Origin of the sequence: uncultured Sphingomonas sp. (assembly GCF_913777625.1) — a bacterium.
Classification (GTDB): Bacteria; Pseudomonadota; Alphaproteobacteria; order Sphingomonadales; family Sphingomonadaceae; genus Sphingomonas.
In genome coordinates, this window is the sequence record NZ_CAJYTI010000027.1 from 75,234 (window position 1) to 90,432 (window position 15,199).

At 69.1% G+C, this 15,199-nt stretch carries 11 protein-coding genes; 3 read left to right on the plus strand and 8 right to left on the minus strand.

Annotation, left to right across the window (positions count from 1 at the left end):
* Positions 1-101: 101 nt before the first annotated feature.
* The 3 genes from QZ814_RS14430 to QZ814_RS14440 form a co-directional block, all read right to left on the minus strand.
* A complete protein-coding gene (locus tag QZ814_RS14430) occupies positions 102-1,472 on the minus strand; it encodes a DUF1501 domain-containing protein (protein ID WP_294333485.1) in 1,371 nt (456 codons plus the stop codon).
* 11 nt (positions 1,473-1,483) lie between these two features.
* Entirely contained in the window at positions 1,484-3,178 is a 1,695-nt protein-coding gene (locus tag QZ814_RS14435) for a DUF1800 family protein (protein ID WP_294333487.1), read from the minus strand.
* Positions 3,179-3,326: 148 nt separating this feature from the next.
* The gene (locus QZ814_RS14440; protein WP_294333489.1) at positions 3,327-3,722 is read right to left on the minus strand and encodes a hypothetical protein; all 396 of its coding nucleotides are present in this window, start codon (positions 3,720-3,722) and stop codon (positions 3,327-3,329) included.
* A 103-nt stretch (positions 3,723-3,825) separates the two neighbouring features.
* Here QZ814_RS14440 and QZ814_RS14445 point away from each other — a divergent pair, with 103 nt between their 5' ends.
* Positions 3,826-5,778 carry an energy transducer TonB gene (locus QZ814_RS14445; RefSeq protein WP_294333491.1) on the plus strand — a complete coding sequence of 651 codons (1,953 nt, stop codon included), beginning with the start codon at positions 3,826-3,828 and terminating at the stop codon, positions 5,776-5,778.
* A 19-nt stretch (positions 5,779-5,797) separates the two neighbouring features.
* On the opposite strand, the gene QZ814_RS14450 is transcribed toward QZ814_RS14445, so the two are convergent.
* Positions 5,798-6,778: an SDR family oxidoreductase gene (locus tag QZ814_RS14450; protein ID WP_294333493.1), complete on the minus strand. Its 981-nt coding sequence runs from the start codon at positions 6,776-6,778 to the stop codon at positions 5,798-5,800.
* An 89-nt stretch (positions 6,779-6,867) separates the two neighbouring features.
* Here QZ814_RS14450 and QZ814_RS14455 point away from each other — a divergent pair, with 89 nt between their 5' ends.
* Positions 6,868-7,965, plus strand: coding sequence for a lactonase family protein (locus QZ814_RS14455; protein WP_294333495.1), 1,098 nt, complete (start codon positions 6,868-6,870; stop codon positions 7,963-7,965).
* A 4-nt stretch (positions 7,966-7,969) separates the two neighbouring features.
* Here QZ814_RS14455 and QZ814_RS14460 read toward each other — a convergent pair whose 3' ends face one another.
* Positions 7,970-9,430 (minus strand): DUF4403 family protein, encoded by a 1,461-nt coding sequence (locus tag QZ814_RS14460; RefSeq protein ID WP_294333497.1) that lies wholly within the window; start codon positions 9,428-9,430, stop codon positions 7,970-7,972.
* A 145-nt stretch (positions 9,431-9,575) separates the two neighbouring features.
* Between QZ814_RS14460 and QZ814_RS14465 the strand changes: the two genes are divergently transcribed.
* Positions 9,576-10,481, plus strand: a complete 906-nt coding sequence (locus QZ814_RS14465; RefSeq protein ID WP_294333499.1) for an alpha/beta hydrolase-fold protein — start codon at positions 9,576-9,578, stop codon at positions 10,479-10,481.
* On the opposite strand, the gene QZ814_RS14470 is transcribed toward QZ814_RS14465, so the two are convergent.
* The 3 genes from QZ814_RS14470 to QZ814_RS14480 are packed head-to-tail and all read right to left on the minus strand — an operon-like array spanning position 10,460 to position 15,130.
* The gene (locus QZ814_RS14470; RefSeq protein ID WP_294333500.1) at positions 10,460-11,431 is read right to left on the minus strand and encodes an alpha/beta hydrolase; all 972 of its coding nucleotides are present in this window, start codon (positions 11,429-11,431) and stop codon (positions 10,460-10,462) included. The genes QZ814_RS14465 and QZ814_RS14470 overlap by 22 nt on opposite strands.
* Positions 11,428-12,510 carry an NAD(P)-dependent alcohol dehydrogenase gene (locus tag QZ814_RS14475; protein WP_294333502.1) on the minus strand — a complete coding sequence of 361 codons (1,083 nt, stop codon included), beginning with the start codon at positions 12,508-12,510 and terminating at the stop codon, positions 11,428-11,430. Before QZ814_RS14475 ends, QZ814_RS14470 begins: the two co-directional genes overlap by 4 nt.
* Before the next feature lie 13 nt (positions 12,511-12,523).
* Positions 12,524-15,130 carry a TonB-dependent receptor gene (locus QZ814_RS14480; RefSeq protein ID WP_294333504.1) on the minus strand — a complete coding sequence of 869 codons (2,607 nt, stop codon included), beginning with the start codon at positions 15,128-15,130 and terminating at the stop codon, positions 12,524-12,526.
* Positions 15,131-15,199: the final 69 nt, after the last annotated feature.

The following is a 15,199-nucleotide window of genomic DNA, read 5'->3' on the forward strand; positions in this document are numbered from 1 at the left end:
GGGTCACCTGCGAGGCTTTTGCCGCGACGTAGATGCGAATGGATCCCGGCTTCCGCCGGGATGACGGACGTTGGCGGGCGTTGTGCGCCTCCCTTCGGACCTCAAGCCTTGAACAGCGCCAGCGGCCCGCGCCCGGCGCTGCTCCAGGTCGACCAGTTGGGGAAGACATAAGGCAGGTCGGCGTCCGCCACGCCGTGCCAGCGGGCGATCGCGCCGAGATATTCCTCCTGCGCCACTGCCGGCACGAAGCGGCCTTCCTTGGTGATGTCGTCCGCCCCGCCCAGCACCGGATCGGGATAGCGGCCGAGCACCGCGCCGGGGGCGACATCGCCGCCCATCACCAGATGGTTGCTGCCCCAGGCATGGTCGGTGCCGTTCTGGCCATTGCCCAGATAGGTGCGGCCGAAATCGCTCATCGTGAAGCTGGTGACGTTGCCCGCCAGCCCCAGCGACCCCATCGCCTTGTGGAACCCCGCCATCGCCATGGCGAGGTCGCCCAGCAGGTTGGCGTGGAGCCCGTTGGCGGTGGCGCCGGCCTGGACCTGGCCCGAATGGGTGTCGTAGCCGCTCTGGCTCACCAGGAAGTTCTGGCGCGCGTGGCCCAGCGTCCCGCGCGCGGCGATCATCCGCGAGACGATCATCAGCTGCTTGGCGAGGTCGCTGGTCAGCGCGGCACCGGTGGCAGGATTGACGAAATAAGCGTCGGTCGGCGCGGTGCCGGCGAGGATGGTATTGGCGGTGACCGCCTGATCATAGCTGCGCGTCAGGTCGCGGGCGACGCCGTCGAGCACCGCATAGCCATCGGCATTGCTGCCGAGCGCGGTGATCGCGCCGTTCTTTGCGGTACCGCCGGCGGTAAAGCCGCTGCGGCCGGGCAGTCCGCCGCTGCTCGGCAGGATCAGCGGCGTGGTCTGGCGCCCGAGCACGCCGATCGCGGCACCGGCCATCGAGATGACCGGCGGCAGCGTGCCGCCCGCCATCTTGTCGGCGATGCGGCCGAGGAACCCGTCGCGGCTGGTCTCGCGGGCGCGCAGGCCCTGCCAGTGATCCTGCTCGTCCGAATGGCTCATCAGATTGGCGGGGCGCAGATCGGTGCGCGACTGGTAGGTCGCCTTGGTGAGCGGTGCGAACAGCGTGCCGGCATTGAGCACCAGCGCCAGCGAGCCTTCGTCCCAGATCGGCCGCAGCGCCGCCATTGCCGGGTGGAGCGCATAGCTGCTGTTGGTCAGCGGCGTCAGCGACGCGCGGGGAATGCCGACGCTGCCGCGCGCGGCGAGATAGCTGGCGTGCCGGGCATCGGTGGGGATCACCATGTTCCAGCCGTCATTGCCGCCGAACAGGAAGATGCCGATCATGGCGCGGAAGCTGCCGGTGGGCGCGGCGATGGCGGCGGTGCGACCGAACTGGCCGAGCGCGGCAAGCGCGCCGGTACCGGCGGTAAGGCGAACGAAATCGCGACGGGAAAGCGGCATCGGCGGGTTCCTCAGCGATCGACAAGGAACATCGGGCTGGTCGCCGCGATGTAGAGCATCATCTGCGCCCGTTTGCGGGCCTGCAGCTTGGGATCGACATTGCTGATCTCCATCGCCGCTGCCTTCAGCGCATCGCGCTGGGCCTGGGTGAGGCCCTTGGCGAAGAGCAGCAGGTTGATGCGATCGACCATGGAGTCGACATTGTCCCCGAACGCCTCCCAGTCGGCCCAGACCGGCGCCGACCCCGAACTGCCCGGAATGGCGGCGACCGCGGCATATTCGCTCCGCCCGGCATCGCCGCTCACCGTCCAATCATAGACGAGGTTGTGGAGCCGCAGCACGGTGGCGCTGGTCAACAGCTTCGAGGCCGGGCTGCGCAGTGTCGCGCTGCCGGGCAGCGGAAAGTCGTCCGGGTAGAAATTGAACACCGAGGGCGCGCGCATCACCGGCTCGGCGATGGTCGCGTCGCGCGCCTGGAAGACATAGCCGTCGGTGGTGAAGCCGATCGCGCGCGCCAGGCTGGTCATCGCCAGCACCGGCTCCTTGAGCTTGCCGCCGCTCGAGGCCTGGGGCGCCCGCGCCTCGGCATCGGTGAGGATCGCGCGGACCACGGCCTTCAGGTCGCCGCGCACGCCGCTGCCATTGTTGACGAACACCGCCGCGACCCGGCCGATATAGGCAGGCGACGGGTTGGGCGTGACGAGATGGGTGATCAGGTGCCGGGCAACGAAGGGCGGCGTCGAGCTGTGGTTGAACGCCGCATCGATCACCGCCGCGACGCTCGCCTGCTGCGAGGCACCGGCGGCGACCGTGGTGCCGAGAAACTTCTTCTCGGCGCTGTCATAGCGCGCTGCCACCATGACCATCGGCTGGGCATAGGCGATCGCTTGGTTGTCGGTGATCGCCGCACTGCCGACCCGGGCATAGGTCCAGCCGGTCAGCGCGCGGGCGACCTCGCGGATGTCGTCGGCGGTATAGTTGGGGAGGGTGCCGCCCGACGTGTCGCGCTGCGGCGTGCCGTCCATCGCCAGCTGGTCGGGGCCCATCGAGAAGAGCTGGAGGAATTCGCGAGCGTAGTTTTCGGACGGCGTGCCTTTCCGGCTGTCCGCCATGTCCAGATAATCGCCCATATAGCCGTTCATCGTGACCGCGAGCAGCAGGTCGCGATAGTTGCCGAAGGCGTAGGTGAGGAACAGCTGGTTGAACCCGGCGATGCCCGCAGTCGAGCGCACCGCCGCTTCCGACGCGACGATCATCTGCGACAGCGCGAACGCCACCCGCTGGCGCAGCTGGTCGGGTGCGCTGATCGCATCGGCATAGAAGCGCATCGCGACGGGCGTGCGGGTGAAGTGCAGCGTCGTACAGGCGCTGTCGGTGGCGGCGCAGCTGTCGCCGCGCACATCGCTGGCGAGGTCGCCATAGGTGCTGCCGGTGGCGGCGAACTGTTCGTCCAGCCAGCCGCTCACCCCCAGGCTGTGAATGCGATCGACCAGCGCGGGCGTGGGCCCGAAGCTTGCCTGCTGGGCGAGGCGGACGCCGTCGTCCATCGCGGTGCCGGCGGCTGCCGGGGTCGGCGACGGGGTGATGCTGACCAGCCCGCCACTGGCCGACCCGCTGCTGCCGCTCCCACCGCCGCCGCACCCCGCGAGCAGCGCCAATGCCATGGCGGCACCGGCCGCCAGGACATTCCGTGATACGCTATACACGCCCCGCCTCCCTGCGTCGCCGCGACGCCCTTTTCTAGGCGCGCGCCGGTTAAGGAGCGGGATGCGAACATGCTTACCAGGACCCTGCAGAGCCCCTCGGCGCATGCCTGGGAAGGGTCTGGAGCGCGCGGCGTTCTCGGTCCGGTGTTCAGCCGCGGCAGCGCGCGACCAGCGCCTGTGCCGTGGATCCGGTCAGCGCGTCGGCATGGCGCGCGCAGGTGCGGCCATGGGGGTCGATCGCCACGCTGAAGGGCAGACCGGCGCTTTCGGCGGCAACCATCTGCGCCAGTCGGCGCTGGGTCTGCCGGTCCGGCAGCCAGCGTTGGGTGGCGGGTACCCCGTCCAGCATCGCCCGCGTGGCGCGGCCGTCGTCGAACGGCACCACCAGCACGCGATAGGGCCGGGCACTCCGGCTGATCTCGGCGAGATGCGCCAGCTCGCCATGGCACGGTGCGCACCAGGCGGCGACGAACAGCAGCACCGTCTCCGGCGGATAGACGGCCTGCTCCGATGCGGTCGCACCTTGACCGGGAAACAGCAGCAATAGCAGTGCAGTACCGGCTATTCGAAGGTTTTTCCGGCGGCTGCTTCTCGACATCATGGCCCGCGCGTGGTGGAGTGGCGTCATCGATCCTGGGGGTATCACAATGTCATCGCTGATTCTTGCGCTATTGTTGGCCGGCGCCGCCGATCCGCAGCAGCAGGCCGCGCCGACGCTGCAGCAGTTGTTCGACACCGCGACCAAGGCTGCGGCAGAGGGCAAGTGCACCGAAGCCGTCCAGGCCTTCGAGCAGATCGAGCAGAACCAGAAGGCGATGTCCGCGCCGACGGTGCGGGCCGCCGTCGACGTGCGCAAGGGCTATTGCCTCGCGATGCTCGAGCATGCCGACGAGGGCGAGGCGGCGATCCGGCGCGGCCTGCCGGTGCTGGCCGCGCGCGGGGCGGACTTCGCGGAGGAGGTGCGCCAGTCGCACCTCGCCCTGGCCCGGATCGCGACCTTGCGGTTCGACTATCCCGCCGCGGCCGCCGAATACCGCGCCGTGCTGGAGAGCAGCACCGGGAGGGACCGCGTGCGGCCGCTCCTCGGCCTGGCCCAGGTGCTGATGTTCGATCATGACGGCGAGGCCCTGCGCTACGCCGCCGAGGCGCGCGCGCTGGTGCAGGGCAACCCCGCCTTCGGCAAGCGCGACGTGGCCGCGGTCCAGACTCAATATGCCCGCGCCCTGCTCAACGCCGGGCGGGTGAAGGAAGGCTATGCCGAACTGAAGGACAGCCTGCGCAAGCAGGGCGGGCTCGACCTGAAGGTGGACGTCTCCGACCTCAGCACCCGGTCCGACCTCGCGATCGCGGCCTGGCTCGATCACGATATCGACTCTGCCCGTAACTACCTTGCCTATACCGGTGCCGGCCGCTTCAAGGATTCGCCGTTCACCCGGGCGCGCGACATGGACCTGCCGCCCTGCGGCGAGGCATATGGGCTCAAGCCCGAGGATTCCGCGATCATCGAATTCTCGCTGGCCGAGGACGGCCATGTGAGTGGCGTGCTGCCGATCTATGTGCCGGCCGGGCGGACCGCTGCCGTCGCCTTTGGCCGCATGGTCTCCGGCTGGTCGTGGACGCCGGAGGCCGCGCAGAGCATTCCGCCGCTGTTCCGCTCGACGACGCGGGTCGAGCTTCGCTGCACCACCGGAATCGAACGGCCACCGCTCACCGCACCCTTGAAGCAGGCCTTTGCCGACTGGCTGGAGACGCAGCATGTCGCCGACGCGGGCTGGGCCGCCATGCCCGCTGCCAAGGCCGCCCCGCTCGAACGCGCCGCGCTGGCAGAGGCCCGGGCAAAGGGCGATCGCGCGGCCATGCTCTTCGTGCTGCTCGCGCTGGGCGACAACGGCACCGTGAGCCAGCCCGACCGCAAGGCCGCGCTCGCAGAGGCAGTGACGCTGGGCGATGCGCTGTCGGCGCCCGCTGCCGCCCGCGCCTATCTTGCGATCACCGAAGCATCGGTCAGCCATGAATATGGATCCCAGGACGCCGCGCTGCGCGCGCTTCTTGCGCGGCCGGACTTCCAGAACGATCCGCTGAGCGCGGCGACCTTGCGGGTGATGATCGCGATGCCGCGCTTCCGCCGCCGCGCGCCCGCGGACGGCGATGCCCTGCTCGCCGGGGTGACGGAGGGCAATGCGCTGCCCGACCGGCACCCGTTGAAGGTCGCTGCGCTGCTCCAGCGCGCCAACATCGCGGCGGGGAAGGGCGATGTCGCGGCGGCCCAGCAATATTTCGCCAAGACCGGCCTTACCAGCCGGCAATGTTCGCTGCTCGGCCTCAAGCCCGCGGTGCGTGGGGTCGGCAATGTCGACAGCGCATTCCCGATGGCGGCGCAGCAAATGGGCTTCGAGGGCTGGGTGAAGATCGAGTTCGACGTTGCGACCGACGGGCGCACGATCGCGCCGCGGATCGTCTCGGCCTACCCCGCTTTCGTCTTCGACGAGGCGGGGGTCGGCATGGCCAAGTCGTTTCGCTACACCACCAGCTATCGTCCGGAAGACGGCGTGGCGTGCACGGCGGAATCCACGCCGGTGATGTTCCGGCTGTCGCATTGAGCGGCACGGCGCCGGCGTGTCACACCGCGCCGGTGCCGCCATTGGCGCCGAACACGCTGCCATCGGTGTAGCTGAATTCGTTCGAGGCGAGCGCGACGTAGAGCGGCGCGAGTTCGGCCGGCTGGCCGGCGCGCCCGAGCGGGGTATCCTGGCCGAACTTGCCCATCTCGCCCGGCAGCTGGCCGCCGGCGACCTGTAGCGGCGTCCAGATCGGGCCGGGGGCCACCGCATTCACGCGGATGCCCTGCTTGGCGAGCTGCTTGGCCAGCCCCTTGGTGAAGATCGCGATGCCGCCCTTGGTCGTCGCATAGTCGAGCAGTTCCTTCTCGGGCGAGAAGGAATTGACCGAGGCGGTGTTGATGATCGCCGAGCCCGGCTTGAGGAGCGGGATCGCCGTCTTGGTGATCCAGAACATCGCATAGAGGTTGGTCTTCAGCGTGCGATCGAACTGTTCGAAGCTGATCTCGGCGATCGACGCCTTCGATTGCTGATAGGCCGCATTGTTGACCAGGATGTCGAGCCCGCCGAGCTGGCGATGGGCGCGGGCGACGAGATCGACACAGAAGCCCTGGTCGGTCAGGTCGCCGGGCAGCAGCACCACCTTGCGGCCCTCGGCGCGCAGCAGCTTGGCGACGTCCTGCGCGTCCGGCTCCTCGGTAGGGAAATAGTTGATCGCGACATCGGCACCTTCGCGCGCAAAGGCGATCGCCGCGGCCCGGCCGATGCCGGAATCGCCGCCGGTCACCAGCGCCTTGCGGCCGGCGAGCTTGCCGGACCCGCGATAGCTGTGCTCGCCGCAATCGGGCACCGGATGCATCTCGCGCTGGAGCGCCGGCCATTTCTGGCGCTGCTCCGGAAAGGGCTGGTCGGTGTATTTGGTTTGCGGATCGGGCGCCGGGGCGGTGTTCGCGGCTTGCGCGAAGGCGGGGCCGGCGGCAGTAGCGGCACCGGCGGCCGCAGCGGTTTTCAGAAGATCGCGGCGGCTGGATCCTGCGGTCATGGTGCTGCTCCCTGTTGCGTGGGGCTCAGCGCGCGGTGCCCGCAAAGGTTCAGCGTTGACGGCAAGAAAGTGAAAGGCTTCAATACCCTATGACCCGTTTTGCATCTTCGCTGAGCCGTCGCGCACTGATCGGCTCCGCCGTCGCGCTCGGCGCCTGCCCAGCCGCCCTGCTGGCCCGCTCCGTCGAGGGCGGCCTGATCGCCGGCACCTATGTGAACGAGGGCGGCCCGGGCCTGGTCCCGCTGCTGCACGGGACCGAGGGCTGGCGCACGGGGGCGCCGGTAGCAGCGATCCGCAACGCCTCGTTCGGCGTGCGCGGCGCGACCGGCCTGCGCTACCTTCTCGACGAGCAGACCGAGGGACGACTGGGCGTTTACGATCCTTCACTGAAGCGGATCGCCGACGCGTCGACGCTGGGCGCCGATCCGTGCCACGCCGCCCTGTCGCAGGACGGTCGCCGGCTGGCAGTTGCCAACTATTCGAGCGGCAGCGTCGCGCTGTTCACGCTGGATCGTGCCGGCCGCCTCGTCGGCGAGGCGAAGCGGATCGCGCACGAGGGCAGCGGGCCCAATCGCGAGCGGCAAGCCGGCCCGCACGCGCATTGGGTCGGTTTCAGCGGCGGCGGCACGCAGCTCCATGCGGTCGATCTGGGCGCCGACGCGGTGTTCCTGCACCGCATCGACGCCGAGGGGGCGATCGACACCAGCATCGCCTATCGCACGGACCCCGGCGCGGGCCCCCGCCACCTTGCCCGCCATCCGCGGTTGCCGATCGCCTATCTGGTCACCGAGCTGGCCAATACGGTGACGGTGCTGCGCGCGCATCGCGACGGCCGGTTCAGCGCGCTCTCCATGCTGTCGACGCTGCCCAAGGGCTTCACCGGCGCCTCCGCCGGTGCCCATATCGCCGTCAATCGCGGCGGCACGCGGCTCTACATTTCCAACCGCGGGCATGACAGCATCGCGGTGTTCGCGATCGACGGCGCCGGCGGGCTGACGCCGATCCAGCATGCCGCCTGCGGCGGCCACTGGCCCCGGCTGTTCTTGCTGCGCGAGGACGCCGGCGAGCTGCTCGTCGCCAACGAGCGCTCGGGCAACATCGCCCGACTGGCGCTGGCCAAGGACGGCCGGCTGGGCCCGGCCGCACACGGGACCGATCTGCCCGGCGTGGTGTTCCTCTCCGCCTGAGCCCTCAGCGCGCGAGCCGCACCGTCGCGGTGCCTTCGGCCCAGACCGGCAAATACAGCCCCTGGCCCGAGGCCTGGAGCGTGCCGGTACGGGTGTGGTCCATACGGGCGTCGATCCGCAGCGGTCCCTCGCGCCGGCTGGCGATCGCACGGCTTACCTTGCCGAGCAGCTCGGCATAGTCGCGCTCGAAATTCTGGCTAAGCGCGGCGGCAATGAAGCTGCCCATGCCGGGCGCGTTCATCAGCTGGAGGATCAGGTCGCCGCCGGTCATGTCGGTGGTGCCGCTGACCCCCAGATTCTGGAAGTCGACCCGGCGCGAATTGGGCAGGTTCACCGGCGTCGCGGTCAGCCACACCGTACCCCGCGTCCGCCCGATCCGCCCGGCGACATCCTCGGCCGAGAACAGCAGGCCCACGGCCATCTGCTTGCCCTTGGTGCCGTAGATCGTCGCCTTTTCGAACCTGGCCCGCACCGGCCCGACGCCGGGCACGTCGAACGGCCGGGCCTGGCGCTTGACCAGTGCCTTCATCAGCACCGGCTCCAGCTCGCGATAATCGGCGATCACCGGCAGGAACAGCGAGACCTTGCCGATCGGTCCGGTGAGCGGCTGCATCGCCGGCAGCGGGGTAGGGGTGGGATCGGCCGGGCGCGGACCGACGAAGGTCTCGGTGCGTGCCTCCATGCCGAGGCGCAGCTGCAGATGGTTGCCGTTGATCGCATAGCCGCCATAGCGCAGTTGCTTGGGCGTCACCCGCATCCACACCGGCGGATCCTCGCGGTTGAGCGACAGGGTGGTGAAGGCCGAGCGCCATGCCTCGTCGATCTTCTTGCGCACGCCCAGCTTCTGCAGCTCGCGCGGGAGCGTGCGCTCGAGCCTGGCAATGATCGGGGCCAGCTTGCGATCGGCCTGGTCGGTGAACTCGATACGCTGGCCGAGCAGATCGACATGCGGCGCATCGGCCCAGGCATAGTCGATCGCGATCTTGCCGTGCGGGGTCCAGTCGGGTGCGAGCGACAGGTGGATCACGGCATGCGCCATGGCGTCGGCGGTCGCGGTTTCGCTGGCGACGCCGGCGACATTCTCCGCATGGACGACGGCGTGGAGCGGCATCGCCAGCTGGATCGTCTCGCCGCTGCCGCCGATCGTCATCCGGCCGCGGGTGACTTCGCCGACGATGCGGCACTTGATCTTGGGCGTCTTCACCGTGGCGATGCCGAGGTCGACCCGCTTGGAGGCGACGCAGGTTTGGCCCGGTGCGTCGATGCCCCACAGCCGGCGCGGCACGGCCCGTTCCAGCGCCGTGGCCAGATCGCTGAGCCCGGCGTCGAGCGGCAGGGTGAGGGTGGAGAGCTCCGGCGGGACGGTGATCCTGTCGTCGGCGTGCGGCGGTGCGCCACTCCCGCGCTTGCCAGAGCAGCCGGCAAGCGCGAACAGCAGTATCGCCAGCACAACCGTTGCGCGCATCCCCATTCCTCTCGTTGTCCCGCCGGAACGAAGCGCCTGAACCCCTCAAGCGGCGATCGCGTTCCCGGACGGCTGTACGACCATCGGGGAGGCGACCAGCCTCGCCGCCTCTGCTAGATCGTTCAGAACCTTGGGAGAGCGATGCATGCGGGCGATATTCCTGGCACTAGTGGCGCTGTTGCTGCCGGCCGAAGTCGCGGCGCAGAGCCGGCTGGAGGGGCCGTTCGAGCTCCATTCCAAGATCTATCCGGGCACCGTGCGGCGCTACTGGGTCTATCTGCCCGCCGGCTATGACCCCGCCAAGCCACCGAACCTGCTGCTGTTCCAGGACGGCCAGCGTGCGATCAACCCGAGCGGATCGCTGCGGGTGCCGGCGGTGCTCGACACGCTGATCGCGGCGAAGGCGATCGCGGCGACGCTCGGCATCTTCGTGACGCCCGGCAACCGATCGGAGCGCTATCCGGACACGCTCGGCATGCAGAACCCCGATCATCGGGTGCAGGAATATGACGCGCTGTCCGACGCCTATGCCCGGATGACGCTGGACGAACTGCTCCCCGCAGTGGCGGCGCGCTGGCGGTTCGCCACCGATCCCCGTCGGCGCGCGATCGGCGGCACCTCCAGCGGCGCGATCGCCGCCTTCACCGTGGCGTGGCGGCATCCGGAGGCGTTCGGCAACGTGCTCAGCTTCATCGGCAGCTACACCTCGATCGGCCTGACTTTCGGCCCCGATGGCACGCCGCGTACCTATGGCGGCGACATCTATCCCGGCCTGATCCGCAAGCGCCCGATCCGGCCGCTGCGCATCTTCCTGCAGGATGGCCGGGGCGATCTCGACAACGAGCATGGCAACTGGTTCCTCGCCAACCAGCAGATGCTGAAGAGCCTGGAATGGGCGAACGCGCATGCCGATGCCGAGGGACAGACGGGGGCGCGCTACGATATCGGGTTCCGCTGGACCGCGGGCGGCCATTCCGATGCCGATGGCGGCGCGATCCTGCCGGACGTGCTGCGCTGGATCTGGCGCGATCAGCCGGCCAGCAGCGGATAGTCCGACGAGGCGTCGACGGCAGCCAGCATGTCCCTGGCCGCGGTGGCGAAGGCGGCGCAGTCCGCCTGCGCCGAGGGCAGCGCCTGGCGGAAATGGATGAAGCCGTGGATCATGCCGTTGGCCTCCAGCCGCTGGACGGCCACCCCCGCGGCTTCCACCCTGTCCGCATAGGCGTTGGCAGCGTCGTGGAGGGGATCGAGTTCGGCCGTGTGCAGCAGCAGCGGCACCGCGGGAATGGCGCCGAGCAGGCAATCGTGCCGGGGGTCGCCGTGCGTCGCGCCATATTGTTCGTCGAACCACGCCATGTCGCCGCTGGCCAGGAAATAGCCTTCGCCAAAGGCATGGTAGGACGGCCAATCCGTGCCGCCGCCGACATAGGGATAGAGCGCCCAGCATGCCCGGACGGGCACCCGCGCCGGGCGCTCGGCAAGCTGCTGCGTGGTGACGATCGCGAGGTTGCCGCCGGCACTGTCGCCGCACGGGATCAGGCCGGTCACCTGGAACCCGAACACGTCCGGCGCGTCCGCGATCCAGCGGGCGGCGGCTTCGGCATCCTCGACGGCAGCGGGGAAGGGGTGCTCGGGCGCCAGCCGATAGTCGACCGACAGCACCGGCAGGTCCAGCGTATCGGCCAGCCAGGTGCAGAAGCTGTGGTGCGTGCCCAGATCGCCGATCACGAAGCCGCCGCCGTGGAAGAACAATACCAGCGGGCCGGACATGCGATCGAGCCGGCGGTCGTAGAGCCGTGCCGGGAGCGCCCCGGCAGGGCCGGGAATGGACCAGTCCTGGACCCGCGCCAGCGGCACTGGCGGCAGATCGGCGACCGCGCAGTTGGCCCGCATCACCAGTCGTGCGGCTTCGACCGGCAGCGTCGAGAGCGGTGGTGCTGCGTTTTCCGCGAGATAGGCGAGGAAGGCGGCAACGTCGGGCCTGGGCTGGGCTGGGGTCATGCGTTCTGCTCCATCAGCAGCACCGGCTTGATCACGGCGCCGGTTTCGGAATCGTGGACCGCCTGGTCGATGGCGGCGAACGGATAGGTGCGCACCAGCTTCTCCATCGGGAGCCAGCCGTTGCGGTAATGCTCGATCAGCTCGGGCACGAAGCGTTGGGGATCGATGCCCCCCTCGACCACGCCGACGATGCGCCGGCCGAGGCTCATCACCGCCGAGGCGTCGATCACGAGCTTGGGGTCGGAAGGGTAGGCGCCGACCAGCGCCAGCGTGCCGCGCGCGGCGAGCAGGTCGACCGCCTGTCCGAGCAGTGCCGGCACCCCCGTCGTGTCGACGACATGGTCGAACGGCCCGGTCAGGGTGTCGAGGCTGGTCGCGGTCTCGGTGGCGCCAAGCTCCCGACCCAGATCGAGCCGGTGCGCGTGCCGGTCGAGCAGCGCGATCCGGCCGGCGCCGGCAATCGCCGCGGCCATCACCGCCGCGAGCCCCACCGCACCCGCCCCCAAGATCGCAATCGACTGGCCGGCATCGACCTTCAGCGTCTCCAGCACCGTGCCGGCGCCCGTCTGGATGCCGCAGCCGAGCGGGGAGAGCAGGTGGAGCGGCAGATCGGCATCCACCTTCACCACGTTGCGCGGATGGGCGAGCGCGTGGGTGGCGAAGGCGGACTGGCCGAAGATGTTGCTGCCGATCCGGTCCGTCCCACGCCAGAGGCCCCCCTGGTCGGGCGCGAGTGCGCCGAGAAAGTTGCGGGGGAAGAATTCGGGGCAATAGCCCGGCTGGTGGTCATGGCAGGCGGGGCAGGCGCCGCAGCTGTCGAAGCTCAGCAGCACATGATCGCCGGGGGCGAGGCCGGTCACGCCCGGCCCCACGGCCTCGATCACGCCCGCGCCCTCATGCCCGAACACGGCAGGGAAGGGCACCGGCAGCGCACCGTCGCGCATCACCATGTCGGTGTGGCACACGCCGCAGGCGACGATCCGCACCAGGACCTGCTCGGCCCCCGGCGAATCGATCCGCAGCGTCTCGATGCGGAAGCTGCCGCCTGCCGCCTCGGTGACGGCTGCCTGGATGTCCATGGATGCGCTCCCGTTAGAACTTGAAGCCGAAGCGCGCATACCATTCGCGCGGTCGGCTATAGGTGCCGAAGAAGGTGCCGTCGGCGATGTTCGAGCCGCCGGAGGTGAGGTAGCGATTGTCGGTCAGGTTGGTGCCGCCGACGGTAAGCGTCCAATGGTCGCCCGGCTCCTGATAGGCGATGCTGGCATTGACCAGATCGACCGCGCCGCGCCGGAGCACATAGGTGCGCTGGGTATCGTTCCACACGCTGCTCGCATGGCTCCAGTCCGCCAGCAGGATCACCGAGCCGCCATTGCCGATCCGCGTTTCGTAGCGGGGCGAGACGTTCAGCTTCCAGCTCGGCGTCTTGGGCAGCGGGGCGCCGACCACGGTGCCGGCCTGGAACACGCTCGGCCCGCCCACGGCTGCGGCGGCGGCGGAAACGCGGGTATAATAGGCGTCGATATAGCCGATCGAGCTGTTGATCGTGAGGCCGCGCACCGGGGCGGCGATCGCCTCCAGCTCGAACCCTCGGATCCGCGCGTCGCCGGCATTGGCGATGGTGGGCGAGGTGCCGATCTGGATGTTGAGCTGGATGTCCTTGTATTCGGTGGTGAAGGCAGCGGCGTTGAGCTGGAGCTTGCGGTCGAACAGCGTCGACTTGACGCCGACCTCGACCGTGGTCGCCTTCTCCTCGTTGAAATCGGGCGCGACATTGCCCTGCGGGTTGGTGAGGCGGGTGGTCCAGCCGCCCGTCTTGTAGCCGCGCGACCAGCTGCCATAGACCATGATGGCGTCGCTGGGGTGGAGCTGCACGCCGAACTTGGGCGAGAAGTCGCTGAACTTCTTGCGGTTCACCCCCGGCACATAGACGCGCACCGGATTGCTCGGATCCGGATAGCCGAGCCCAGTCTGGCAGGTCACGGGTGCCAGCGGGAAGGCGCCGTTCGGCGTGATGTTGCCGTTCGCGTCGGAGCAGCCGAACAGCTTGTAGTTGAAGCCGTTCAGCTCCTGCTGGCCGCCCTCGAAGCGCTTCTTCTCGTTGGTGTAGCGCCCGCCGATGGTGAGGCCCAGCCAGTCGGTGGCGCGATAGTCGACCTGGCCGAACGCGGCATAGTTGGCGGTCTCCAGCCGGTTGGGGCCGTCCACCTGCACCTGGCCCTCGGCGAAGGTCACGTAGTCGTGAAGGTTGCCGGCTTCCTTGAAATAGTAGCCGCCGAGGACATAGTTCAGCTTGTTGTCCAGCGCCTTGCCGAGCAGCTGCACTTCCTGGCTGAACTGCCACTGGCGCATCGTGAAGCTCAGCTGGAGGAAATTGAGCGGCGAGCCGTCGGCGTCGAGCCCGGCGGCCCAGTCGAGCTGGCGATAGGCGGTGATCGACTTGAGCGCGATGGTGTCGCTCAGGTCATAGTCGATGACGCCCGAGAACCCCCAGTTCTTGAGGTCGGAGAAGCTGTTGCCGGTGGCGTAGCTCTTGTCCGGATCCGCGAGGACATAGCGGCTGTCCCAGGGCAGGCGATTGTTGTTCGGATTGGCGTCGACGTTGACGCCGGCATAGCTCGGCACCTGGAAGCGGGGGTTGAACTGGGTGCCGGAGGTGCCGCACAGCGCCTGGGCGTTGCGGGCGGCGATCTGCGCCGAGGTCGCGCCGATGCAGAAGTTATAGAGCCCGGCGAAGTTGAAGCCGGTGGTGCCGGTGGGATCGAACGCGGTGCCGGGCAGGTTGGCCGTGCCGGCGAAATTGCCCGGCACCGTCTCCGCGGTGGCGATCAGCTTGTTGGCGCTGGTCCCCTTGTCGCGGCTGTAATCGCCGGAGAGCGTGAGGGTGAGCGGCCCGCCGTTCGACCATTTGGCCTTGCCGCGCAGGTTCCAGTTGTCGTTGCCGCCCTCACGCGGGGAATTGCCGTACCCGGCGGCGGAGAAGGCGGTGTAGGACGGCGTGTTGTTGGCGCGCTGGTCCGGATAGGGGATGCGCGTCAGGAAGCCGTCGCGCGATTGCACGCCGAAGCTGAGGATCGTGCCGAGCTCGCTGGTGATCGGGATGTCGATCGCGCCGCGCACGCCAAGCCGCTTGTAGCTGCCGGTGGTCACGTCGCCCTGGACGCGGAATTCCTTGCCGGGATCGCGGGTGACGATCGAGATCGCGCCGCCGATCGTGTTGCGGCCGAACAGCGTGCCCTGCGGGCCTTTCAGCACCTCGACCCGCGCGACGTCCATCAGGTCCTGGTTGGCGCCCACCGTGCGGGCGAGATAGACGCCGTCGAGATAGAGGCCGACGCCGGGATCGATGTTGAAGGCGAAGTCGTCCGAGCCGATGCCGCGGATATAGGCGGAGAGCACCGCGGGCGAGCCCGAGAAAGGCGTGCCGGCATCGAGGTTCACGTTGGGGGCGATGGCCGAAAGCTGGGCGACGCTGCCGACGGCGCGTTCCTGCAGCGTGTTGGCGCCGAACGCCGAAATGGCGATCGGCACGTCCTGCACGTTCTCCGCGCGCTTCTGCGCGGTGACGACGATCTCGGCGATGCCGCCGCTGTCCTGCGGCTTGGCCTCCGGCTGGGCCGGCGGTTCGGTGGTTTGTGCCCAGACGGGCGCCGCCCATGCCGCCGAAGCAAGCAGGGCCGTGGCGAGACCAATGCGCATTTTCCTCTCCCGATGACGCGCCTTTGCGGCGCTTATGGGAGGAGGCTAGCCCCTGCGCCGCGCGCCGTC

Excerpts from the sequence above, each read along its gene's own strand:
- QZ814_RS14430 (WP_294333485.1), bottom strand. The coding sequence starts at position 1,472 with ATGCCGCTTTCCCGTCGCGATTTCGTTCGCCTTACCGCCGGTACCGGC.
- QZ814_RS14455 (WP_294333495.1), top strand. The coding sequence starts at position 6,868 with ATGACCCGTTTTGCATCTTCGCTGAGCCGTCGCGCACTGATCGGCTCC.
- QZ814_RS14465 (WP_294333499.1), top strand. The coding sequence starts at position 9,576 with ATGCGGGCGATATTCCTGGCACTAGTGGCGCTGTTGCTGCCGGCCGAA.
- QZ814_RS14445 (WP_294333491.1), top strand. The coding sequence starts at position 3,826 with ATGTCATCGCTGATTCTTGCGCTATTGTTGGCCGGCGCCGCCGATCCG.
- QZ814_RS14470 (WP_294333500.1), bottom strand. The coding sequence starts at position 11,431 with ATGACCCCAGCCCAGCCCAGGCCCGACGTTGCCGCCTTCCTCGCCTAT.
- QZ814_RS14460 (WP_294333497.1), bottom strand. The coding sequence starts at position 9,430 with ATGCGCGCAACGGTTGTGCTGGCGATACTGCTGTTCGCGCTTGCCGGC.
- QZ814_RS14475 (WP_294333502.1), bottom strand. The coding sequence starts at position 12,510 with ATGGACATCCAGGCAGCCGTCACCGAGGCGGCAGGCGGCAGCTTCCGC.
- QZ814_RS14450 (WP_294333493.1), bottom strand. The coding sequence starts at position 6,778 with ATGACCGCAGGATCCAGCCGCCGCGATCTTCTGAAAACCGCTGCGGCC.
- QZ814_RS14480 (WP_294333504.1), bottom strand. The coding sequence starts at position 15,130 with ATGCGCATTGGTCTCGCCACGGCCCTGCTTGCTTCGGCGGCATGGGCG.